The sequence below is a fragment of the Bradyrhizobium sp. ORS 86 genome (genome assembly GCF_045571475.1).
Taxonomy (GTDB): domain Bacteria; phylum Pseudomonadota; class Alphaproteobacteria; order Rhizobiales; family Xanthobacteraceae; genus Bradyrhizobium.
Genome location: NZ_CP120699.1, coordinates 2,574,725 through 2,595,987 on the forward strand (window position 1 = coordinate 2,574,725; position 21,263 = coordinate 2,595,987).

A 21,263-nucleotide genomic window follows, 5' to 3' on the forward strand; every position below is an offset into this window, starting at 1 on the left:
ACGCAGACCTGAAGGCTGTCGCCGCGTCACCAGAAGGGGGATTAGATTGATGACGAACGCAACGCATGACCAGACCATAGCCTTACCAAAACCTGTTGCTGATAACATCATGGCCCGCTTCTCGCAGGCTCTGGTGGCCTTCGCGGAGCGCTGGTTTCCGGATGCTTATGTTTTTGTATTGATCGCGGTGATTGCGGTTGCGGTCGGCGCGATCCTGCATGGCGGCTCGCCGCTCGCGGTCAGTCGTGCCTTCGGCGACGGGTTCTGGAATCTGATTCCGTTCACCATGCAGATGGCGCTGGTCGCGATCGGCGGCTATGTGGTGGCGATGTCGCCGCCGGTGGCCGCGCTCCTTGCGCGGCTCGCCAGTGTGCCGAAGACCGGCCGCGGCGCGGTGGTCTTCGTCGGTATGCTCAGCATCTTCCTGTCGTTGCTGAACTGGGGGCTGAGCCTGATCTTCTCCGGTCTGCTGGTGCGCGAGATCGCGCGGCGCTCTGACATCCGGCTCGACTACCGCGCGGCCGGAGCCGCCGGCTATCTCGGGCTTGGCTGCGGCTTCACGCTCGGCATCACGTCGTCGGCCGCGCAGCTTCAGGCCAACGCCGGCAGCATTCCTGCGTCGCTACTGCCGATCACCGGCGTGATCGGTTTCTCGGAAACCATCCTGACTTGGCAGAATATGGTCACCGTCGTGGCGGTGACGGTGATATCGGCGATGATCTGCTATTTCACCACGCCGGCACCTGAACGGGCCAAGACCGCGGAGGATCTCGGCGTTGCTCTCGGCGACGATCGCATCGAGGCGAAGAAGCCGGCCCGCCCCGGCGACTGGCTGGAGTTCAGCCCGATCCTGACGATCCTGATTGCCGTTCTCGCCTGCGGGTGGCTCTGGCAGACGTTCGAATCCGGCAATCCGCTGATCACCCTGTCGGGGCTGAACACCTACAACTTCGTCTTCCTCATTCTCGGCATCGTGCTGCACTGGCGGCCGCGCAGCCTGATCGAATCTTTCTCCAAGGCGATGCCGAGCGTTTCGGGCGTGCTGCTGCAGTTTCCATTCTATGCCGGCATCGCGCAGATCCTGACCAAGGTGCCGAACAGCCACGGCACGACCTTGTCCGACACGATCGCGCACTGGTTCGTCGGCGCCTCCAGCAATTCTACCGTGTTTTCGTTCCTGGTCGGAATCTACTCGGCGCTGCTCGGCTTCTTCGTGCCGTCGGCCGGTGGCAAGTGGATCATCGAGGCGCCTTATATCATGAAGGCAGCCAACGACATCGGCGCGCATTTGGGCTGGACGGTGATGGTCTACAACATCGCTGAGACCCTGCCGAACTTCATCAACCCGTTCTGGATGCTGCCGCTGCTCGGTATTCTCGGGCTGAAGTCGAAGGATCTGATCGGCTATACGTCGGTGCAGTTCTTCATCCACTTCCCGATCGTGATGCTGCTGGCCGCCATCCTGATGGCGACCTTCAGCTATCACCCGCCGATTCTGCCCTGAGTCGGCCTGGCCGGACGCTGGGCGTCCCGACGTCGGGTCGGCGAAAGGCCCGCAGATAATACCTCGCCATGAAAATACGAGGCGGTGGCCGCTGCGGCCACTGCACGCCATGGAATGGACGCATATCTCCAGCTCAGATGCATCGGCCTTGGCGCGGCAGGATGCCGAGGCCTGAATGCCGAAAACCGGAGAATGAAGCGTTATGATTAACACTATGGGCGCATCACAGGGCAGTGGGAATCATCCCGAGCCCACCCGTCACGACTGGACCCGCGCTGAGGCCGAAGTCTTCTACGACCTGCCGTTCTCCGACCTGATGTTTCGCGCGCAGACGATCCATCGCGCACATTTCGATCCCAATCATGTCGAGACCGCGAGCCTGCTCAGCATCAAGACCGGCGGCTGCCCGGAGGATTGCGGCTATTGCTCGCAGAGCGCTCACTACGACACCGGCCTGAAGGCGACACGCCTGATGGACAAGGCGGACGTGATCGCGACCGCGAAGCGTGCCAAGGATGCCGGTGCGGAGCGCTTCTGCATGGCCGCGGCGTGGCGCAATCCGAAGGATCGCGATCTCGACCAGGTCTGCGAGATGGTCAGCGCCGTCAAAGGCCTCGGCATGGAGACCTGCGTCACACTGGGCATGCTGACGCCTGCGCAGGCGAGCCGACTCCACGACGCCGGGCTCGATTTCTACAATCACAACGTCGATACATCCCCGGAGCACTACGACCGGATCATCACCACGCGGACACTGCAGGATCGGATCGATACGCTCAGCCATGTGCGCGAGGCCGGCATCAAGGTCTGCTGCGGCGGCATCATCGGCATGGGTGAACAGGTCACCGACCGGCTCGGCATGCTCGTGCTGCTCGCCAATCTGCCGACCCATCCCGAGAGCGTTCCGATCAACCTCTGGAACGAGGTCAAGGGCGTCCCGGTCAATACCACCGCGGAGCGACCGGATCCAATCGCGGTTGCACGCCTCGTCGCGGTCGCCCGCATCATGATGCCGAGGAGCGTGGTGCGGCTCTCCGCCGGACGGCAGTACATGACCGACGAATTGCAGGCGCTCTGTTTCCTCGCTGGCGCCAATTCGATCTTCATCGGCGACGTGCTTCTGACCACGCGCAATCCGCAGCGCGACCGCGACGCCGAGCTGCTCGATCGGCTCGGCATCAACTCAGGGTTGGAGCGGAACAGGCAGGTTGTGCCCGCCGAGCAATCAACGCGCATCGCTCAAGCGGGATGACGCTGATCTCGCGCAGAGCCCGAGCCGTGTCCTGTGCGAAACAGCCTTGCGTCCGCGGGTCAGGATGCCGCAGCAAGCGGCGGCGACACGACCTCCGGCTCCGCCGTGACCTGCGCGGGCGCGGTTGCGAGCCGGAAACGGATGCCGTGCAGGCTGTAGGTCAGGGGGATGCCGCGGAAATCGTCGTGGAACGCCCTGATGCGGCGAGCCAACTCGGCGGCGCTGATGCCGGCGGGAAGCTCGCACATCTCCCGGTACATCCGCCGCGTGCTCTTGACCCCGCACCAAACGATCGGCAACGCGCTCGCCGGCGAGGGATCGCAGGCGAGGTCGCCCGACATCCGCCAGAACAGATGGGCCAGCCGCACATAGGCCATCTGCTCCAGCCCGCGCACGCTGATCTTGTCGGGGATGATGAAGGACTCGACCCCGATGATCGGGCCGGAATCGACCTGCTCGGCCATCACATGGGCCGTGGCGCCGAACGTGCGCGACCCATCGTAGAGCGCAAAATGCGCCGGTGCCCAACCGGGATATTGCGGTGGGCCGGGATGGAAGTTGTAGGCGCCATGGCCGAGTGCCGCGAGGATCGTGTGCGGCACGATCACGCCGGTGGTGAATGCCAGCAGGCGAGCCTCGCGCAGCACCTCGGTCTCGATCGCGGCGAGGTCATCGGCGGTGACCGCGCAGCGGAACGACAGGGCGGTATTGTGTGCCTTCAACAGCTCGCGGAGTGCGAATTGCTGGTCGGCAACGCCGGTCAGAAGGATGATGGTCTTCATGATGCTTTTCGTCCTCCCCTCTGTCATTTGCTGGCCGAGATCATCCACGTTGTCCGGTCATGACCACAACGCTTCCGCTATTCCGCGATTGCCCTACCGTCCGGAACAGATCGGCGGGGAGCGTCTGCCACGGCGCAATCTCGATGATCCGGTTATTCGCGCTCCGGGCTGCCGACTTGGCCGCGCGAATATCGTCCTGCCAGGAGCACAGCGAGAGCTCGAGCCGGCCGAATCCGCCACAATCGGCGGCGAACGCGCCGGTCAACGCTTCGATGCTGGCCGCTACCTCGCGCGCATCGCTGGTTGCGATGTCGCGCATGATCACGGTGACCACGTCGCTCGCCATTGCCTCTGACTTCACCACGATCATGGAGTCGCGACCGCCGCTGCGGCTGGCGCGTCGTGCGGTTCGCATCGCCATGCCGAATTCGGCGTCAGGCCCGAGGTCGGAGTTGTCGGCAGGCAGATTGTGAACGACCGTGGTGTGCCGGGGCGTGCCGACGTCTTCGGCCGGCACATGATACGAGCGTGGCAGCCACACCGTATCGAGCGGCATCTGCGACGAGGTCAGGCTCCAGGCCTGATCGAGCAGGTAACCTTCCCAGACCTGCGGATAGGCGCTGGCGATATGATGCCAGGTCTGCAGCAGCGCCTCGGCTGCGGGGGAGCGCCCGAGAAAGAGGGTGCGAGCCGACATCTCCCACCGGTTCCACTTGTGAAGCGCGACGTCGCAATCAAGACTCGAAGGTAGCCGCGGCGGCTCGGTGAGCGTTGCGTTGGCCTCGATGAAGAGCAGCGGCTCGCGGTGCTCGTGCCACATCCGCAGCATGAAGGCGGTCTTTTCGGATGCGCGTATGTGCCCGCCGTCGGCCGTCTCGATCGGTGCGATGTCAGAGGCGATCTCGAACTCGGCCAGCTTGTCGCGAAGCCAGCGTACTTGATCGTCCCCACATGCGCGGGGATAGCAGGAAACCACGCGCAGCGGCGTATCGTTCGGAGGACCGCCGTCGAGCGCGATCGCGCGCCAGTTGAGACCGCCCCACCACATCTCATGCGGGCCATCGAGGCTCGGCCCGATCGTCCCGAAGTCTGTCAACTTGGACTTCAGGAAATCGAACGCCGGATTTTCGCCGAAGGGGATTACAACCGCAGAATTGGCCCGAAGCGACCGATAAAGCATTTCGGCAGCGGGCCCGCTGGGCGGCTCGACGACCACGACGACGCCGCTATCCCGGACCGGATCCGAGGCGCCTTGATGGCAGGTGGCGTTGCCAAGCCGCTCTACCAGCCATACGAGCCGGCGGCGCTGGGCTGCACCGAGGCGGATGCCGTTCGACGACAGCAACTGGTCGAGATTGTCCCGCAAGCCTTCCGCTTGCGTCATGTCAGCCGATGTCATGCCCACGCCTACCCCTCGTTAACTATTACGTGCGGGGCGGCCAGATCAGGCGGACAAATCAATGGCTGTTCGTCGCGGACGCACGCCAGGAGAGCGTTGCGGCCGGGGCGCCGTCGATGCTGCAGTCTTCGACCGCAAGAATGCGGTCGTGGCTCAACGATGCCAGGGCCACGGTGTAGATCGCGATATCGTCCTCGAAGGCATCGACCGGGATGAGCAACATGCCGTCGTCGTTGGTGGCGCGGAAGTGACGGCCGTTCCTCTCGATGCCTGCATAGACGAGCCGCCCCTCGCGGATCGCCGCCACATTCGAAGCTTCGGCAGCCTTCGCGGTGGTCTCGCCGGACTGGACGACCACGCCATGGAGCATGCCTTCGCGCACGAGCTTCGCCAGCGGGAGCGCGATCGTCGTGATGGCCATGCGGCGCGACAGCGGGATGCGCAGCCGAAGCTCGCCGAGGCCGCTGTGATAGACGTCGACGGCTTCGAGAGAGGCCTTACCGTCACCGCCAAACAGGCCGACCTGCAGCGTGCCGCATCGCGCCTCGCCGAATACGTTCGGCGGCAGACGGTTGGCGCCGAACAGCGCGTAAAGGTAGCCGTACGATGGCGACAGCGCCGCAAAACTGCCGGCAAGCCACATCGGGGGCGCTGGCGCCGTGCAGGCAGTGCCGATACCGCGCGCGATGACGCAGTTGTTGGCGAAGTTGGCGTCGAGCAACGGTGCCAACGCCTGGGTGCCGAGATTGACGTCGTGCATGAATCCGCCGAGCAGCACGAGCTCGTCGTCGTCGGGCAGCAGCAGGAGGCGTCCGAGGATGGCGGCGGTCCAGCGTGCGGTCGTTGCCGCGTCGTCATAGGGTCGCAATGCGTAACGCGGTGCGAGCTCGCGGGCACGCGAGGTGTAGCTCAGCGCTCCGGCCTGGATCTCGGCGCCGAGAGCCAGTTGCGTGGCCGGGCGCTGGTCGCCCTCGCGCAGGACCGCGCCATCCCGATAATCTCGCGCCGATCCTTCGCCGGAACAGCAGAGCTGTTCGAGCAATGCGACGTTGCGGATCAGCATGCGCTTGACATGCGGTGTGACGATGCGATCGGAGATCAATCCTTGCGCGGTGTCGTCATCTGCGATGTCGTCGAAGGCATCGTCGAGCGTCAAAAGATAGGCACCGTGCAGGCGGATGCGAATGCCTTCGCGGTCGAAGATGCGCCGCAGCGACTTCTGAACGCTGGCGGAATAGCCGAGGTCCACGAGGATCAGGTCGGTGCAATGGTCGAAATCCGGGATCGTCGCGCGCAGATGAGCGAGCAGACGCGCGCGGACGCCGGCGGCCATGTCGGTGATCTCGCTTGTGTCCATCAGACTAGGCAGGGCGTCGGCGAGATCACGGCCGCTTGCGATGCCATCGGGATATTGCGCGAAGAATGCCATCACCGCCGGTGACTGCACCTTGACGATATCCACGAATGTCGCTGCGTCGATCTTGACCACCCGGCTCAGCAACTCGATGAGAGGTTCGAGTGTATCGGCCGATCCGACCAGGCTGACGCGGCGGTTGATCTCGAGGTAGGCGCCGCTTCCGTCGTGAGCGTCTTGCCAGACGCGATGCGGCAGAAATCCGTCGCGGCCGAGAAAGCCGACTGCGACCCGCGCGCCTTGCTCGGCCAGAACCGTGCGTCGCGCGTCAATGAACGCATCGAATGCCGCCATCACCGGCCCCAGCACGGTCACTCCGAGATGAAAGCCGGAGGACTGTTGTGCGCTTTGCGCCGTGACCGCGCGCCGCAGTGTGCGGGCGCCGTGATCGAGCCGCGATGGCTGCGCAGGGCACAGTAATTCGAACATCGATGTCTCGCGCTGCAACTTCGAGGCTAGTGCCGCGCTCGCCTGCGGATAGTAGCGCGGGCGGATGCCGTGACGCCGCGCGCTCTTGATGTCGGCTTTCTCGTTGTCGCCGATGTGGAACGAGCTTGCTGCGTCGACGCCCTGCTCGGCGAGATAGGTCGCAAACAGCGTCTCGCTCTTGCTGCTGTGATGGTCGCAGGACGCGTAGAGGAAGTCCCAGGTCAGCCCGGGGCTGCAGACGCGGAGCAGCTCCGCGAGCTGATCGGAGTTCCAGTAGGTGTCGGAAATGAAGCCGACGCGAAAACCGCTGCGTCTCATGTCCAGATATTGCTGGATCATTTCCGGATTGACGCGACAGAGCTCGAGTTCGGCCTGAAACTCGATCTCGGCGAGATCCTGCAACGCATCGCGGTTCAGGCCGAACAGCTTGAACGGAAAGTACTTGTAGATGTCTGCGATGTGGACTTCCGCAGAATCGCGACGTTCCGCGGCGAGCTTGCGCGCGCGTGCTTCGGCCTGGATTCGATGCTGAACGAAACTGACGGACATATGCGGAAATTTTTCAGCAATGCACGAAAGCTGAAAAACTCTTTCAAATACGCCATCCGGCGTCGTGCATGCGCGCAACAGAAATGTATCGAAAACATCGAACGAACATGCAGAAACATTTCGCGCGCGACGCGTCGCGTCGAGCGTCATGATCGTCATGCGCAAAGCCTCGCCAATCCTCATGCGTTGAACGCATCGTTGCGACAAATCAGGCGCGACGATTCAAAAAAGTTGCCGCGAGATTCCAAAACGCGCGCTTCACGACTGACAGATTCAAAAAAATCGATAACGTCGAATTGGTGATTCGGAAAAAATTGCCTAGTCGCTTTCATCGAATGCAAGCGAGCGACCACGCGATGATCGATGATCCGCATGCTGCGCGCATGCCTGTGTTCGAGTAGCGTTAGTTGGTGTGACCACAGCGTTTTCCGGCGCGATCATCTGTACCGCGGAAATCAAGGCGATGCTGAACGACCGCTCTCAACCATGCCGAAGTCTTCCCCGCGCGCCGGCGAGCCGGCATCTTTTGCCGGGCGGGCGGCAAAAATCGCCAGCTAAGCATTTGAAAAACAACGAAAAAAGTTCGCCTGAATTGCTCAGCCTCTGCGTTCAACGCTCAGAAGCCGCATGGGATGTGTGCCATCGGCGTGGGTTGGAGAGTGGGGGATGAGCTACGCGCTTGATATAAGGGCACCGGCCGAGGTCGAGACGGCGAGCGCTGCGGTCGCGCCGATTGAGGCGACGACCTCTCCATGGAGCGACGTTCCCACGGTCGCCGATGCCGTCCCGCTCGACACCGTCGAGATCCACGACGAAGACAAGGAGTTGCTGGACCGTCTTGCCGCCGGCGACGAGGCAGCCTTTCGTCTGCTCGTCGAGCGTCACGTCGATCGTGCTTACGCCATCGCGCTGCGCATCGTCGGCAATGCCGCCGATGCCGAGGACGTGGTTCAGGACACCATGCTGAAGGTGTGGACGCATCGCGGCCGCTGGCAGCACGGCCGCGCCAAGTTCTCGACCTGGCTCTATCGCGTGGTCAGCAACCGCTGCATCGACCTGCGCCGCAAGCCGCGCACCGAGAATGTCGACGCGGTGCCCGAGGTCGCCGACACGCAGCTCGACGCCTCGAGCGTCATCGAGCGCAACGAGATCGGCAATCTCCTTGAAGTTGCGATGCAGCGGCTGCCCGAGCAGCAGCGTGTCGCGGTGATCCTTTCCTATCATGAGAACATGAGCAACGGCGAGATCGCCGAGGTCATGGACACCACCGTGGCTGCGGTAGAGTCGCTGTTGAAGCGTGGGCGGCAACAGTTGCGAGAGATGCTGCGAAGACACGAGCGCGACTTGCGCAAGGCGTTTACCGACTGCTAACCATAAGCCTGGCTTCTGAAGATTTCGCGCCTGACCACCCGCGGCCGCTCCGTTTGATCGGTCGGACGGGGGCTGGATCCGCGTCACCTCTCTTTCACGATGCGGCATCCATGCCCATCAGCACAGGAGCTCTATATGCCCGCAATTTCCACCAATACGGCGGCCAACGCCGCGGTGCGCTACCTGAATATCAACTCGCAGCAGGAAACCAGCGCGCTCTCGAAGCTGTCGAGCGGTTCGCGCATCACCTCGGCGTCCGACGACGCTGCCGGCCTCGCGATCTCGACCCGCATCTCGTCCGACATTACCACGCTGCAGCAGGCCGCGACCAACGCGTCGCAGGCCACCTCGATCCTGCAGACCGCCGATGGCGGCGCGTCCAACATCTCCGACATCCTCGCCCGCATGAAGTCGCTGGCCTCGGAGTCCGCCTCGGGTACCGTGACCGACTCCAGCCGCGCCTATATCAACTCGGAATTCTCACAGCTCAAGGGTGAAATCGACTCGATTTCCTCGGGCACTCGTTACAGCAGCCAGAGCTTGCTGGACGGTTCGAGCGTGTTCTCCTCGGGCGTCTCGGTGCTGGTCGGGTCGACCTCGGCCGACACCATCACGATCACCCTGTCGACCCTGACCGCGTCCTCGCTCGGCCTGACCTCGCTCGACGTCAGCTCGCTGTCCGACGCCACCAGCGCGCTGTCGGCGCTCGATACCGCGATCGACACCGTGTCGTCCGCCCGCGCCGAGATCGGCGCCCAGGAATCGCGCTTCAACTTCAGTGCCGACTCGATCTCGACCCAGACCCAGAACCTGCAGTCGGCCAATTCGGCGATCAGGGACGTCGATATCGCCGCCGAGCAGGCGACGCTGTCTTCGGCTGAAGTGAAGACCCAGGCCGCGGTGTCGGCGGAAACCGCGGCAAACCAGATGCCGCAGTACCTGCTGAAGCTGCTCGGCTAATAGCCAACCTGGAGCGGGCCGGCCCAGTGCCGGCCCGTTTCCCATTGCGATGGACGTGTTGACATGACGGTAAGCAGCGCGACCACGGGCAGCACGTCTTCTGCCAGCACGAGTGCAGCGAGCTCGGCGAGCAACGTCACGACCACCGGCACGACCAATTCGACCAGCATCGACTGGAGCGCTCTGATCCAGGCCGAGGTCGACGCCAAGCTGGCGCAGGCGACCTCGATCACGACCAAGATCACGGCGAACCAGGCCAAGATTTCCGCTTACCAGACGCTGCAGACCGAGCTTTCGACGCTGGCCTCGGGGCTGACATCGCTCTCTACGTCGATCGTCAATTCGCTCGCGACCAATGCCTTCGCGACGCGCGCGGCCACCATCTCCTCGACCGGCGATGTCAGCGCCTCCTCGGCGCTGTCGATGAGCGTCAACAACGGCGCGGCGACCGGCGACCACACGCTCCAGATCACCCAGCTTGCGACCGCGCAGAAGGTGATCGGCGCCGCGCAGTCGAGCGCCACGACCGCGCTCGGCTATTCCGGAACGTTCTCGCTCGGGCTGGCTGGCGGCAGCAGCGCCGCCATCACCGTTAACAGCGGCATGTCCATGCAGGACGTCGTCGACGCCATCAACGCGCAAAGCTCGACCACCAATGTGCAGGCCTCGATCGTTCAGGTGTCGAGCGGCTCCTATGAGATGGTGCTGACTGGAACGGAGGATGCGGCCGACATCACCTATTCATCGACATCGGGCGACGACGTTCTCAACAAGCTTGGCGTCACCGATTCGACCGGCGCATTCACCGATGTGCTGCAGAAGGCCCAATCGGCGGAGTTCGCTCTCGACGGCATTTCGCTGACGCGCAACAGCAACGATATTTCCGACGTCCTGTCCGGGGTCACCTTCGACCTGTTGCAGCCGACGCCGACCGGCACGACGCTGAACATCAGCATCGGCGCCGACACCAGTCAGATAACCACGGCGCTGCAGACGTTCGTGACGGACTACAACGCGTTCCGCGATCAGGTCATCGCACAGTCCGCCACTAACTCGGACGGCACGGCATCGTCGAGCGCGGTGCTGTTCGGCGACAGCACGATGCGCGATATCATGACGCAGCTCCAGCAGGTGTTGAGCGGTTCGGTCGGCGGCATGACCATGGCCGACCTCGGCCTGTCCTTCAACTCGAACAACGAGCTGCAGCTCGACACCGGAACTTTATCCACCGTGCTGTCGACCAATCTGAGCGGCGTGACACAGCTCCTGTCGGCGCAAACCACCACGTCGTCGAGCCAGCTCAACGTCGTCAACACCGGGACGTCGCCGCAGTCATTCACGCTCGACCTTGCGGTTGATTCCAGCGGCAATTTGACGTCGGCGTCGGTCAATGGTGACAGCTCGCAATTCTCGGTGATGGGCGACAGCATCATCGGCAATGCGGGAACGATCTATGCCGGCATGGCCTTCACCTACACCGGCTCGACCTCGCAATCGATCACCGTCACCTCGACCTCGGGCCTGGCGGCGCAGATCTATCAGATTGCCAACACCAATGCGATCACCACCGGATCGCTGCAGACGATGATCTCCAATCTGCAATCGCAGGACACTGACATGCAGCAGCAGGTCAGCACCATCCAGAGCAACGCCGCGACCTATCAGGCGCAGTTGCAGACCCAATATGCGAACTACCAGGCGGCGATCGAGAGTGCGAACAACACGCTCGGCTACCTGCAAGCGCTCCTGAACGCGGGATCCAAGAACTGATGACACAAAACGCCACGGCCCATCGCGCCAACAATGCCTATCGATCCGCCGCGGTGGCGGTCCCGCCGCTGAAGGCGGTGGTGATGTTGTGCGACGGTGCGATCACGCTGCTGCAGAAGGCGCAGGAGGCGCACGAGGCCAAGCGGTTCGAGGAAGGTCATGACTACCTGACCCGGGCCACCGCGATCCTGCGCGGGCTGAGCCACAATCTCGACTTCACCCGCGGCGGCGCCCTGGCTGACCGGCTGTACCGGACCTACAACGCCCTGATCATGGCGTGCCTGCGCACCTACGGACGGCCGCACGCCAAGGAAAGCTTCCGGCGCATCATCGCCAGCCTGACGGAACTCCGCGACGCCTGGAAGTATGTCGACGCGACCGCTGGGGCCGCCAAGGCCAATATGGCCGAATCAGTCCTCCGGGGCTGAGCCGTCCGCCGGATTGCGAATCAGCCGGCGTGGCCCGAGCCCGAGGCTCGGAGTGGCCGACAGCCATTCCGGCGTGAAACGACAGTTCGGTGGACACGATGTTCGGTCTGATGCCTTGACGGCGGAAATTGATTTCCGCCGTCCCGCGAATGCTTTATGACGGCCTTGGCGACGAGGCTGGATCTGCGCGCGCGATGGATGTTGCGACATTCGAGGACCTGATCGACCGGCTGGGGGACGACTTGTCCCGCTGGCCCGACGATCAACGGCTGGCTGCCGGGCAGCTTCTGGCGTCTTCGGCGGAGGCGCGGGCGCTTTACGAGGAGGCGGGCACGGTCCGCCGGGCATTGCAGGCGCCGCCGGTCCGGGCGCCTGCCGGCCTTGTCGATCGCATCGTGCTTGCGGCAGAGAAATTGCCGAGGGAGCCGGCCGCTCCTGTGGACGAGCCGAAGGACGCTGAAACTTCGGGCGAATCCGCGCCGGCCGGAAAGGTCCTACCTGTGCTGCTCCTGGCACTCTGCCTGTTTCCCGCACTGGCGCCGCCGGCGCTGCTGGGCGAGCCGGGCCCGCCGATCAGCCTGTCGCTCTGATCACCTCGGGCTTGGTCCCGTCTGACTCTCGCGCTCCACTCCGCGCGCGTATGGCAAGCCGCCAAAAGAGCCTGTTGCGCGACGCGCACGGCAAATTCTGCCGATTAATCAAGTGATTCCGTACGCATGAATCCGCGCCTGAATTCGGCGCGTCATCCGTTTCATCTGCGAACGACCTTCTCGACCACGATGTTCACACGCGTTCCGTCGCTTTAGCCCGCGGCGAAGAGAGTCTTGTCATGACCGTATCCTCGGCCACATCAGCAGCAACCTCGTCCGCGGCGTCGACGTCAGCGTCGAGCGCGTCGATGGGGATGAGCTCGACCGACTTTCTCAATTTGCTGGTCAGCGAGTTGCAGAACCAGGATCCGCTCAACGCGACGAGCACGACCGACTTCATCAATCAGCTCACTTCCTACGCCAATTTCACCGAGCAGCAGTCGATCAACAGCAGCATGACGTCGCTCGCGAGTTCGTTCTCGAGCCTCGTGACGCTCAACTCGGTCAACTATATCGGCCACACCGTTGAAGCGAAGACGAATACGGCGGAGCTGACCAATGGCTCGGCCACGTTCGGCTACTCGCTCTCGTCGGCGGCGTCCAACGTGTCGATCGCGATCCAGGACTCGTCGGGCAATACGGTGTGGACCGGCAGTGGCACCGGAAACGCTGGTTCGAACACCTTCACCTGGAATGGCCAGACCACGAACGGCACGCAGCTCAGCAATGGCGGCCAGTACACGATCCAGGTGACGGCGACCGACTCCACCGGCAACTCGCTGCTCAACTACGCGACGATGACCGGAACGGTGACCGGGATCGATGCTTCCGGCTCGACGCCGTCGCTGCTCGTGAACGGCGTTCCCATCAGCGCCGCCAACATCATCGGCGTCTCGTCCTGATTGTATCCGGAGTGACATCATGAGTCTTACTGGCGCACTTTCCTCGGCAATTTCGGCGCTCAACTCGCAGAGCCAGTCATTGGCGATGATCTCCGACAACATCTCCAATGCCGATACCACGGGTTACAAGACCACCTCGGCGATGTTCGAGGATCTGGTGACCGCGTCGAGCAGCGCGACCTCGTACACGTCGGGCGGCGTCACGGTGTCCGGCCGCGCCAATATCACCCAGCAGGGGTTGCTGTCTGCAACCACCAACGCCACCGACGTCGCGATTCAGGGCGCAGGCTTCTTCGCGGCGACCGACGCGAAAGCCGGCGGCTCCACCTACTATACCCGAAACGGCGCGTTCACTACTGACAATGCGGGCTACCTCGTCAACAACGGCTATTACCTCGAGGGTTGGCGCACCGACGCGCAGGGCAATATCGTCGGCAACGCCTCGGCCGCGAGCCTGACGCCGATCAACACACAGGTGGCTTCCACCAGCGGCAGCGCGACTACCAAGACGACGATTGCGGCCAACCTGCCGTCGGATGCGGCGGTGAATGCCACATTCACCAGTTCGATGACCGTCTACGACTCGCTCGGGACCGCGAACTCGATCCAGATCACATGGGAGAAGACGGCTGCCAACACCTGGACCGCAAGCCTCGGCAATCCGACACTCGCCGCCGACTCGAGCACAACGACCGGCACCACGAGCGGTTCGGTGACGATCGAGTTCAATAGCGACGGTTCGCTTGCCTCGACGACGCCGAGCCCACCGACGATCTCCGTAACCGGCTGGACTGACGGAGCCAGCAACAGCGCGATCGCGCTCAATCTCGGCACCGTCGGCAAGACCGACGGATTGACCCAGTACGCGTCGGGCCAGACCACGCCGGCGGTCAATCTGACGGGCATCAACTCGGATGGCCTTGCCTACGGCAAGTTGAGCAGCATTTCGGTCGGCAAGAACGGCGTGGTCAATGCGACGTACTCCAACGGCCAGACCATCGCGATCTACAAGATCGCGGTCGCGACGTTCAGCGATCCGAACGGGCTGACCGCGGGCAGCAACGGCATGTATTCGTCGACGGTGGATTCCGGCAATGCAACGCTGCAGACCTCGGGCACCAATGGTGCTGGCACGATCTACGGAAGCGAGCTCGAATCGAGCACCACCGACACCAGCGGCCAGTTCTCCAACATGATCTCCGCGCAGCAAGCTTATTCGGCGGCCTCGCAGGTGATCACCACTGTCAATAAGATGTTCGATACGCTGATCTCGGCGGTGTCGCGATGATAGTCCCCGCAAACAATGAGAGCATGCACTTGCTGCTCAGGCTTCGGCGGCTTCAGGCGCGCGCTGCTTCCGTGCAGCCCGATGACCGGGCCCAGCTCTGCGCGCTGCTCGACGACATCGCAATAGTGCGAGACCGGTTGATGCGCGAATGTGTACGGCTCGACAATGAAATCAACCGGGCAATGTCTCGGGCAACGGCCATCACCGCTTACGGGCGCGGCGCGCAATCGGTCCGCGCCCTGCGCCGCGGACACTAACACGGACGGGAGTGACAACATGAAACCGGCAGCCAACATCAAGCTCAATCCCGCTGACGGCGACGGGCGTGCAAAGGCGTTGATCGCGCTGATCGACGGCCTGATCGCTGTCGTGAACGAGGAGAACGCCGAACTCGCCAAGGGCCTGCCGGCGTCGCGATTGAAGCAGGTCGATGAAAAGAACAGACTTGCCAACTTGTTCGAGCAGAGTGTGGCCGAGGCCGTGGACAAGACGGCAAACCTCAATGTCCCGGATCGCGTACTGCGCGAGCAGCTCATGGAACGGATCCTGCGGCTGCGCGCAGCCATGGACGAGAACGTCATGCGGCTGCGCGCGGCGATCGAGGCCAGCAACCGCCGGATCGAGGCGATCATGCAGGCGATCCGCGAGCAGATCGCCACCGTGTCGCCGTATGGCGCCAGCGGCCGTCGCGTTACTTCCGCGATGTCCTATGGGACCAACGTACAGGCCTGATCGAGCCCGCCAGGGGAGTTCGTCGTGTCTTCGCTCAACATCGCGCAAAGTATTGCGTTTAGCGGGCTCTCGGCCACGCAGGTGCAGATCAGCGTGGCCTCGGCTAACATCTCCAACGCCGACACCAAGGGCTATACCGACAAGACTGCCAACCAGATCAGCAACGTCACCGCCGGCGTCGGCACCGGAGTCACCGTCACGGGAATCAGCAGTGCCGTCGACAAGTTGCTTCTGAAGTCGCTGGTCGGGGCCACGTCCGATCTCGGCGCTGCCAACACCGCCAACAACTATTTGACCCAGCTCGAGCAGCTCTACGGCAGCACCTCGAGCGCTAGCAGTTCCTCGACCGGGACATCGCTCGCCAATTCGCTGGCGGCATTCCAGACGGCGCTGACATCACTTGCGAGCACGCCGAACAATGCGTCGCTGCAATCAAATGCGATCGCGGCGCTCGATGCCGTCACGACGCAACTGCAGAATACGTCTAGCGGAATCCAGAAGCTGCGCGCCAATGCCGACAAGGATATCGCATCGTCGGTCACCGACATCAATTCGGACCTGCAGCAGATCTCCGACCTGAACGCGCAGATCAAGCAGGAAACCGCGGCGGGGCAATCGACTGCGGATCTGGAGGACCAGCGCAACTCTGCGGTGCAGGACCTCGCGGCGATGATGAATGTGAGCTACTTCACCGCGTCGAACGGCGATCTGCAGGTCTATACCAGTTCGGGGCAGGCCCTGGTCGATAGCACCGCGCACCCGCTGAGCTATACGCCGGCATCGAGTGTCACGGCGTCAACCGCCTATACCCCAGGATCCTCCTCAAGCGGCTTCAGCGGCATCACGGTGAACGGCGTCGACATCACCTCGCAGATCACCTCCGGCAATGTCGGCGCCCTGATCACGCTGCGCGACCAGACGCTGCCGAACGCGCAATCGCAGCTCGACGAGCTGGCGCAGCAGCTTGCCTCGAGCGTCAACGCGGTCTCGAACCAGGGCACCGCGGTGCCGCCGCCGACCAGCCTGACCGGAGCGACCACGGTGAGCAGCACGACACCGCTATCGGCCACCGGCACGGTGCGCCTCGCGGTCGTGGACCAAAACGGAAACCTGGTCTCCTATCAGGACATCAACTTGGCATCTTATACGAATGTCGGCGATCTCGTCGACGCGATCAATCACGGGACCTCTGGGGTTACGGCGTCGATCAATGCCAACGGACGGCTGATGCTCACGGCAAGCGGATCAGGCAACGGCGTCTCGATCAACGAGATGACGAGCTCGGTCGGCTCAGGCCAGGGATTCTCGGACTACTTCGGCCTCAATGACCTGATCACCGGGACGAATGCATCGAGCATTGCGGTGCGTAGCGACATCCTGAGCGGGGCCGCCGGGCTGCCGACGGCGACGCTGGATTCGTCCTCGTCGCCGAGCGTCGGAAATTCCGTGCTGTCGTCCGGCTCCGTCACGGTGCTCAATGCGCTGCAGGGCACGCTGACGGGATCGACGAACTTCGCCATGGCCGGCGGCTTGGGGGCCACGACCGCCTCGTTCTCCGATTACGCAGCCTCCATCGTAGCCAACGTCGCCAGCAAGGCGACCCAGGCGTCGGCGACCTATGCCGCGAAGCAGACGGCACAATCGACCTACGCGAGCTCGCTGTCCTCGCAGTCCGGTGTCAATATCGACGAGGAGACGGCAAATCTGAGCACGCTGCAGAACAAGTACACGGCGGCTTCCGAGCTGATCCAGGTGATCAACAGCATGTTCTCGTCATTGATCACCGCACTGCAGTCGACGGGCTGAGGTGGAGGGTACGGTCATGGTGATGCGTGTAGCCACCTTTGCGCTGTCAGACCAGATGATCGCGAGCGCGCTGCGGATGCAGGCGGTGATGGCCAATGAGCAGGTCCAGGAATCGTCCGGGCAGAAATCGCAGGATTTCGCCGGCTATGGCGCCGACGCCGAGCGCGTGATCAACCTGCAGGTCTCGGTGACGCGTTCGCAGTCCTACATCGACGCCGCCAACGTCGCCGATAGCAAGGTGCAGGTGATGTATTCGGCGGTCGGAACGATGACCAACATCATCACCCAGCTTCGCACCCAGCTCAGCGCCGCCACCACCGGCAGCAGCACGGCGACCACGTCGGTGATCAACTCGGCCCAGCAGGCGCTGTCGCAGATGGGCGGGCTGCTCAACACGCAGTGTGACGGGCAGTACGTCTTCAGCGGCGCCCGCACCGATACGGCGCCGGTTGATTTGACAGGTTTTTCGAGCGGGACAGGATCGCTGACGACGTCCGATACCAGCTACTACCATGGTGACAGCGAGATCGCGTCGGTCCGGGTCGCGGACAACCAGACCGTCTCCTACGGCGTCACCGCGGACAATTCGGCCTTCGAGCAGGTGATGCGGGTGCTGAAATTCGTCGGCAACAGCACATCGCTGTCATCGAGCGATATCTCGCAGGCACTGGACCTCGCGGGCAGCGCGCTCGATGCGGTGTCCACCGTGCAGGCGAAACTCTCGACCGCGGCATCGCAAATCGAAACGGCGGGCGCGAGCCAGAGCGACTACCAGAATTTCGCCCAAACCCTGGGCGGCGACCTCACCAATGTCGACGTCGCGGCCGTCACTGCGCAACTGTCGACCTACCAGACGCAGTTGACCGCGTCCTACTCGGCGATCGCCAAGATCCAGAGCCTCAGCCTGGCGAACTACTTGAAGTAGCCGGCCTCGACGCGTGGTCCGGTCCTACCGGTTCAGGATCTTCAGCCATACGTCGCCGAGGATGATCGGCTCGCGTGGAGCGAGGTAGGTGAGGCCGGCCGCCTGACCGAGCTCGGCGATCTTGCCACCGGCCTGCAAGTCCGAGAGTACCTTGTTCACCGCGTCCAGCAGCGTCCTGTCGCTGTCGAGCGCGACGTAACCGCGATTGGCGCCGATCGGATAGTAATATCCGGACGCAGTGATCTTGGTGTCGGGATGGCTTGCGCGGTAGGCATCGAACCGACGCATGTCGAGCAGCGTCGCATCGAACTCGCCGCTTTCGATCGAGCCGAGCAGATCGCTGCGGCCCGGAACAAGGTGAGTGATATCGTCGATCAGCTTGCCCTTGTCGAAGGTCATGAGGACGGCATCGCCCAGCGCTCCGCTCTCGATTCCGATCCGGAGGCCGGCGAGATCACCGATGCCGGCGACCTTGCGGTCCCTGGCCTTGGGGCCGAGCACGACTGTCATCGGCGAATAGATGTAGGGCTGGCTCGGCACCAGCACGCCAATCGGAATCCTCCGGCGATGGTCGTCCCGGGTGGCGCCGTCGAAGTCCGGCAGCTTGGCGGTCTTGACGCCGGGCACCACGAGGGAATCCTTGGTCAGGGCGTAGCCGCCGACCAGGGAGCACCGGCCGTCCGACAGCAGCGCGTTGGCCTCGAGCGAGGGGCTGGAATCCTCGTCGAGCTTGGTTTCGAACCACTGGATCTTCAGTGGGCGCCCAAGCCGTTCGGCGATCGCTTGCGCGAGCGCCACATCGAAGCCCTGGTCGGGCTTGCCGCGATGATGCACGGAGAGAGGTGGAAGATCCTCGTCGAGGCACACCTTGAGCGGTTCGTCGGCGGCCCGCACCGCGGTCGCCATCGCCAATGCAAGGAGGAGGGCGGTCACCGAGCCGGCGAGGAAGGCCCTCATGGACTCCTCCGGCTCGACACGAAGGCCCAGACGTCGGCGATTTCCTGGTCCGTTAGAATGTCCGCCCAGGGCGGCATCCTGCCGTTCTTTCCCTGCTTCACGGTGGTCACGAAGCGCGTCTTGTCGTCAGGAAATGCGCGCAGGTCCGGCGTGATGGTTCCGGAGTTGACCATGTTGGGGCCATGGCAATGCGAGCAGTTCTTCGCGTAGGTCACCTTGCCCTGGTCGACCTGACCCTGAAGGTCAATTGCACTGGGTTGCTGAGCGGCGGCCGCAATCTGCACGATCGAGGCCGTCGCGACGGCGGCGAGGATCGCCGCCGTCAACAGAGTTGCTCTTTCCGTCACGTCCGCTCCGCGCTCAGTGCTTGACCGCGAAGACCCAGAGCGAGCCGCCGGGCGGCACCTTGGCAAGCCGCTCGTCACCGGAGAACAGCGAGTAGACACCGCCATAGCCTGACGTGACGGCGACGTATTGCACGCCGTCCTGCTGCCAGGTCACCGGTTGACCCTCGATGCCCGAGCCGGTCTGGAACTGCCACAGCTTCTTGCCGTTCTCGGCGTCGAAGGCCTCGAACTCGCCGGTTAATGCGCCGGTGAAGACAACGCCGCCTGCGGTCGACAGCACGCCGGAAAAGCGCGGAATGTCGCTCGGTGCTTCCCACTTCGCTTTGCCGGTCAAGGGATCGATCGCCTTGAGATGACCGCGCGGGCCGTCACCCCATTCCCAGGGATCGGTCAGGTCCATGCCGAGATACCACTCGCCCTGCTTGAAGGTGACGGGTTCGGCCTTGTACCTGCCGCCGAATGCGAGCGTGTTCGCGTAGGCGAGGCCGGTCTGCGGGTTGTACGACATCGGCTCCCAGTTCTTGCCGCCGAGGATCGACGGGTAGACGGTGACCTTCTTGCCGTCGCGCGCGTCCTTGGCGACGTCGGTCTCGATCGGGCGGCCGGTTTTCATGTCGATACCGGTGGCCCAGTTGACCTTCACATAAGGATTGGCCGCGAGCAGCTTTCCATTGGTGCGGTCGAGCACATAGAAGAAGCCGTTGCGGTTGGCGTCCATCAGCACCTTGGTCGGCTTGCCCTCGACATTCATGTCGGCAAGCACCATTTCGGCCACCGAGTCGTAGTCGAATGGGTTGTTCGGCGAGAACTGGTAGTGCCACCTGATCTTGCCGGTCTTCGGATCGAGCGCGAGCACCGAGCAGGTGTAGAGGTTGTCGCCGGGGCGCACGGCCGCATTGAACGGGCCGGGATTGCCGATGCCCCAATACACCGTGTTCAGCTCCGGATCGTAGGAGCCGGTGATCCAGGTCGAGCCGCCGCCGAGCTTCCAGGTGTCGCCCTTCCAGGTATCGCCGCCGGGCTCGTCAGGGGTCGGGATCGAGTAGGTGCGCCAGAGTCGCTTGCCGGTCGCCGGATCCCAGCCGTCGATGAAGCCGCGGGTGCCGAATTCGGCGCCCGAGATGCCGGTGATGACCACGCCGTCGGCGACCAGCGGGGCCACCGTCATCGAGTAGCCTTCCTTGATGTCGGCGGCCTTCTGACGCCACAGCTCCTTGCCGGTCTTGGCATCGAGCGCGATCACATTGGCGTCGAGCGTGGTGCGGAACACCTTGCCGTCGTACAGCGCGGCGCCGCGGTTGATGATGCCGCAGCAGACGATGCGTGGCGTCTCTGCGGGATATTCGACCTTGCTCTTCCAGATCTGCTTGCCGGTCTTGGCGTCGACCGCGATCGTCGCGTTGTGCGTGGTGAGGTAGATGACGCCCTGATAGACCAGCGGTTGCGATTCCTCGCTGCGGTCGTCGTTGAGACTGTAATTCCAGACCGGGACCAGATTCTTGATGGTCTCCTTATTGATCTGGTTCAGCGTCGAGAAGCGCTGAAGATTGTAGCCCATGCCGTAATTGAGAACATTTGAAGTATCAGTCGAACCCTTAACCAACTGCTCGGTGGTTTGGGCGCTTGCACCGTACGATGCAAAGACTACGAGGCTTGCGGCCAGCGCAATGCGTTTCATCCGTTCCTCCCAATGGACTTTAACTTGCACGCCTATTCCTGACGTTGCAGTTGCAACCATCCGCTGGAAAGCAAAACGCGTCAATACGGAAACGCGCGTCAAGCCGTGCTGTCGGAGCAGCGAAGCTTCGAGCGCTCGTTTTTTCCACAAATGCCTCGACGGCTTACCGCGCCGTGGAAT

20 protein-coding genes are annotated in these 21,263 nt (G+C 63.2%); 13 read left to right on the plus strand and 7 right to left on the minus strand.

What is annotated here, in order from left to right; all coding sequences use genetic code 11:
• Positions 1 to 49 precede the first annotated feature (49 nt).
• Both P6U25_RS11515 and bioB read left to right on the plus strand, forming a co-directional pair.
• The gene (locus P6U25_RS11515; protein WP_407151286.1) at positions 50 to 1,504 is read left to right on the plus strand and encodes a short-chain fatty acid transporter; all 1,455 of its coding nucleotides are present in this window, start codon (positions 50 to 52) and stop codon (positions 1,502 to 1,504) included.
• Between the two features lie 202 nt (positions 1,505 to 1,706).
• A complete protein-coding gene (gene bioB / locus P6U25_RS11520; RefSeq protein WP_407151287.1) occupies positions 1,707 to 2,756 on the plus strand; it encodes a biotin synthase BioB in 1,050 nt (349 codons plus the stop codon).
• A gap of 59 nt (positions 2,757 to 2,815) precedes the next feature.
• Here the strand turns inward: bioB and P6U25_RS11525 are convergent, their stop codons facing one another.
• From P6U25_RS11525 to P6U25_RS11540, 4 genes are all read right to left on the minus strand, one after another.
• The gene (locus tag P6U25_RS11525; RefSeq protein WP_407152495.1) at positions 2,816 to 3,541 is read right to left on the minus strand and encodes a formyltransferase family protein; all 726 of its coding nucleotides are present in this window, start codon (positions 3,539 to 3,541) and stop codon (positions 2,816 to 2,818) included.
• A gap of 37 nt (positions 3,542 to 3,578) precedes the next feature.
• A complete protein-coding gene (locus P6U25_RS11530) occupies positions 3,579 to 4,937 on the minus strand; it encodes a hypothetical protein (protein ID WP_407151288.1) in 1,359 nt (452 codons plus the stop codon).
• Positions 4,938 to 4,995: 58 nt separating this feature from the next.
• Positions 4,996 to 7,329, minus strand: coding sequence for a hypothetical protein (locus P6U25_RS11535; RefSeq protein WP_407151289.1), 2,334 nt, complete (start codon positions 7,327 to 7,329; stop codon positions 4,996 to 4,998).
• 179 nt (positions 7,330 to 7,508) lie between these two features.
• Positions 7,509 to 7,703, minus strand: a complete 195-nt coding sequence (locus P6U25_RS11540) for a hypothetical protein (RefSeq protein WP_407151290.1) — start codon at positions 7,701 to 7,703, stop codon at positions 7,509 to 7,511.
• A 292-nt stretch (positions 7,704 to 7,995) separates the two neighbouring features.
• Here P6U25_RS11540 and P6U25_RS11545 point away from each other — a divergent pair, with 292 nt between their 5' ends.
• The 11 genes from P6U25_RS11545 (at position 7,996) to P6U25_RS11595 (ending at position 18,101) form a co-directional block, all read left to right on the plus strand.
• Positions 7,996 to 8,700, plus strand: coding sequence for an RNA polymerase sigma factor (locus P6U25_RS11545; RefSeq protein ID WP_407151291.1), 705 nt, complete (start codon positions 7,996 to 7,998; stop codon positions 8,698 to 8,700).
• 135 nt (positions 8,701 to 8,835) lie between these two features.
• The gene (locus P6U25_RS11550) at positions 8,836 to 9,660 is read left to right on the plus strand and encodes a flagellin (protein WP_407151292.1); all 825 of its coding nucleotides are present in this window, start codon (positions 8,836 to 8,838) and stop codon (positions 9,658 to 9,660) included.
• 63 nt (positions 9,661 to 9,723) lie between these two features.
• Entirely contained in the window at positions 9,724 to 11,430 is a 1,707-nt protein-coding gene (gene fliD / locus P6U25_RS11555) for a flagellar filament capping protein FliD (RefSeq protein WP_407151293.1), read from the plus strand.
• Positions 11,430 to 11,858, plus strand: coding sequence for a flagellar export chaperone FliS (fliS, locus tag P6U25_RS11560; protein ID WP_407151294.1), 429 nt, complete (start codon positions 11,430 to 11,432; stop codon positions 11,856 to 11,858). The genes fliD and fliS overlap by 1 nt, the downstream gene beginning before the upstream one ends.
• Positions 11,859 to 12,052: 194 nt before the next feature.
• Positions 12,053 to 12,448: a hypothetical protein gene (locus tag P6U25_RS11565; RefSeq protein WP_407151295.1), complete on the plus strand. Its 396-nt coding sequence runs from the start codon at positions 12,053 to 12,055 to the stop codon at positions 12,446 to 12,448.
• 239 nt (positions 12,449 to 12,687) lie between these two features.
• Positions 12,688 to 13,350 carry a flagellar hook assembly protein FlgD gene (locus P6U25_RS11570; RefSeq protein WP_407151296.1) on the plus strand — a complete coding sequence of 221 codons (663 nt, stop codon included), beginning with the start codon at positions 12,688 to 12,690 and terminating at the stop codon, positions 13,348 to 13,350.
• A gap of 19 nt (positions 13,351 to 13,369) precedes the next feature.
• Positions 13,370 to 14,638 (plus strand): flagellar hook protein FlgE, encoded by a 1,269-nt coding sequence (flgE, locus tag P6U25_RS11575; RefSeq protein ID WP_407151297.1) that lies wholly within the window; start codon positions 13,370 to 13,372, stop codon positions 14,636 to 14,638.
• A 23-nt stretch (positions 14,639 to 14,661) separates the two neighbouring features.
• Positions 14,662 to 14,895: a hypothetical protein gene (locus P6U25_RS11580; RefSeq protein WP_407151298.1), complete on the plus strand. Its 234-nt coding sequence runs from the start codon at positions 14,662 to 14,664 to the stop codon at positions 14,893 to 14,895.
• A gap of 19 nt (positions 14,896 to 14,914) precedes the next feature.
• Positions 14,915 to 15,370: a flagellar protein FlgN gene (locus P6U25_RS11585; protein WP_407151299.1), complete on the plus strand. Its 456-nt coding sequence runs from the start codon at positions 14,915 to 14,917 to the stop codon at positions 15,368 to 15,370.
• A 24-nt stretch (positions 15,371 to 15,394) separates the two neighbouring features.
• A complete protein-coding gene (gene flgK, locus P6U25_RS11590; RefSeq protein ID WP_407151300.1) occupies positions 15,395 to 17,176 on the plus strand; it encodes a flagellar hook-associated protein FlgK in 1,782 nt (593 codons plus the stop codon).
• Positions 17,177 to 17,192: 16 nt separating this feature from the next.
• Positions 17,193 to 18,101 (plus strand): flagellin, encoded by a 909-nt coding sequence (locus P6U25_RS11595; RefSeq protein ID WP_407151301.1) that lies wholly within the window; start codon positions 17,193 to 17,195, stop codon positions 18,099 to 18,101.
• Between the two features lie 24 nt (positions 18,102 to 18,125).
• On the opposite strand, the gene P6U25_RS11600 is transcribed toward P6U25_RS11595, so the two are convergent.
• From P6U25_RS11600 to P6U25_RS11610, 3 genes are read right to left on the minus strand one after another with little or no spacing between them, the layout of a single operon-like run.
• Positions 18,126 to 19,058 carry a substrate-binding periplasmic protein gene (locus tag P6U25_RS11600; protein ID WP_407151302.1) on the minus strand — a complete coding sequence of 311 codons (933 nt, stop codon included), beginning with the start codon at positions 19,056 to 19,058 and terminating at the stop codon, positions 18,126 to 18,128.
• Positions 19,055 to 19,384, minus strand: a complete 330-nt coding sequence (locus tag P6U25_RS11605) for a c-type cytochrome (RefSeq protein ID WP_407151303.1) — start codon at positions 19,382 to 19,384, stop codon at positions 19,055 to 19,057. Before P6U25_RS11605 ends, P6U25_RS11600 begins: the two co-directional genes overlap by 4 nt.
• Positions 19,385 to 19,418: 34 nt before the next feature.
• Entirely contained in the window at positions 19,419 to 21,083 is a 1,665-nt protein-coding gene (locus tag P6U25_RS11610; protein ID WP_407151304.1) for a methanol/ethanol family PQQ-dependent dehydrogenase, read from the minus strand.
• Positions 21,084 to 21,263: the final 180 nt, after the last annotated feature.

What these genes read in the sequence shown, in the direction of transcription:
- P6U25_RS11515 (WP_407151286.1), top strand. Translation starts at nt 50, where the DNA reads ATGACGAACGCAACGCATGACCAGACCATAGCCTTACCAAAACCTGTT.
- bioB (WP_407151287.1), top strand. Translation starts at nt 1,707, where the DNA reads ATGATTAACACTATGGGCGCATCACAGGGCAGTGGGAATCATCCCGAG.
- P6U25_RS11530 (WP_407151288.1), bottom strand. Translation starts at nt 4,937, where the DNA reads ATGACATCGGCTGACATGACGCAAGCGGAAGGCTTGCGGGACAATCTC.
- P6U25_RS11535 (WP_407151289.1), bottom strand. Translation starts at nt 7,329, where the DNA reads ATGTCCGTCAGTTTCGTTCAGCATCGAATCCAGGCCGAAGCACGCGCG.
- P6U25_RS11540 (WP_407151290.1), bottom strand. Translation starts at nt 7,703, where the DNA reads ATGCGGATCATCGATCATCGCGTGGTCGCTCGCTTGCATTCGATGAAA.
- P6U25_RS11545 (WP_407151291.1), top strand. Translation starts at nt 7,996, where the DNA reads ATGAGCTACGCGCTTGATATAAGGGCACCGGCCGAGGTCGAGACGGCG.
- P6U25_RS11550 (WP_407151292.1), top strand. Translation starts at nt 8,836, where the DNA reads ATGCCCGCAATTTCCACCAATACGGCGGCCAACGCCGCGGTGCGCTAC.
- fliD (WP_407151293.1), top strand. Translation starts at nt 9,724, where the DNA reads ATGACGGTAAGCAGCGCGACCACGGGCAGCACGTCTTCTGCCAGCACG.
- fliS (WP_407151294.1), top strand. Translation starts at nt 11,430, where the DNA reads ATGACACAAAACGCCACGGCCCATCGCGCCAACAATGCCTATCGATCC.
- P6U25_RS11565 (WP_407151295.1), top strand. Translation starts at nt 12,053, where the DNA reads ATGGATGTTGCGACATTCGAGGACCTGATCGACCGGCTGGGGGACGAC.
- P6U25_RS11570 (WP_407151296.1), top strand. Translation starts at nt 12,688, where the DNA reads ATGACCGTATCCTCGGCCACATCAGCAGCAACCTCGTCCGCGGCGTCG.
- flgE (WP_407151297.1), top strand. Translation starts at nt 13,370, where the DNA reads ATGAGTCTTACTGGCGCACTTTCCTCGGCAATTTCGGCGCTCAACTCG.
- P6U25_RS11580 (WP_407151298.1), top strand. Translation starts at nt 14,662, where the DNA reads ATGCACTTGCTGCTCAGGCTTCGGCGGCTTCAGGCGCGCGCTGCTTCC.
- P6U25_RS11585 (WP_407151299.1), top strand. Translation starts at nt 14,915, where the DNA reads ATGAAACCGGCAGCCAACATCAAGCTCAATCCCGCTGACGGCGACGGG.
- P6U25_RS11595 (WP_407151301.1), top strand. Translation starts at nt 17,193, where the DNA reads ATGGTGATGCGTGTAGCCACCTTTGCGCTGTCAGACCAGATGATCGCG.
- P6U25_RS11600 (WP_407151302.1), bottom strand. Translation starts at nt 19,058, where the DNA reads ATGAGGGCCTTCCTCGCCGGCTCGGTGACCGCCCTCCTCCTTGCATTG.
- P6U25_RS11610 (WP_407151304.1), bottom strand. Translation starts at nt 21,083, where the DNA reads ATGAAACGCATTGCGCTGGCCGCAAGCCTCGTAGTCTTTGCATCGTAC.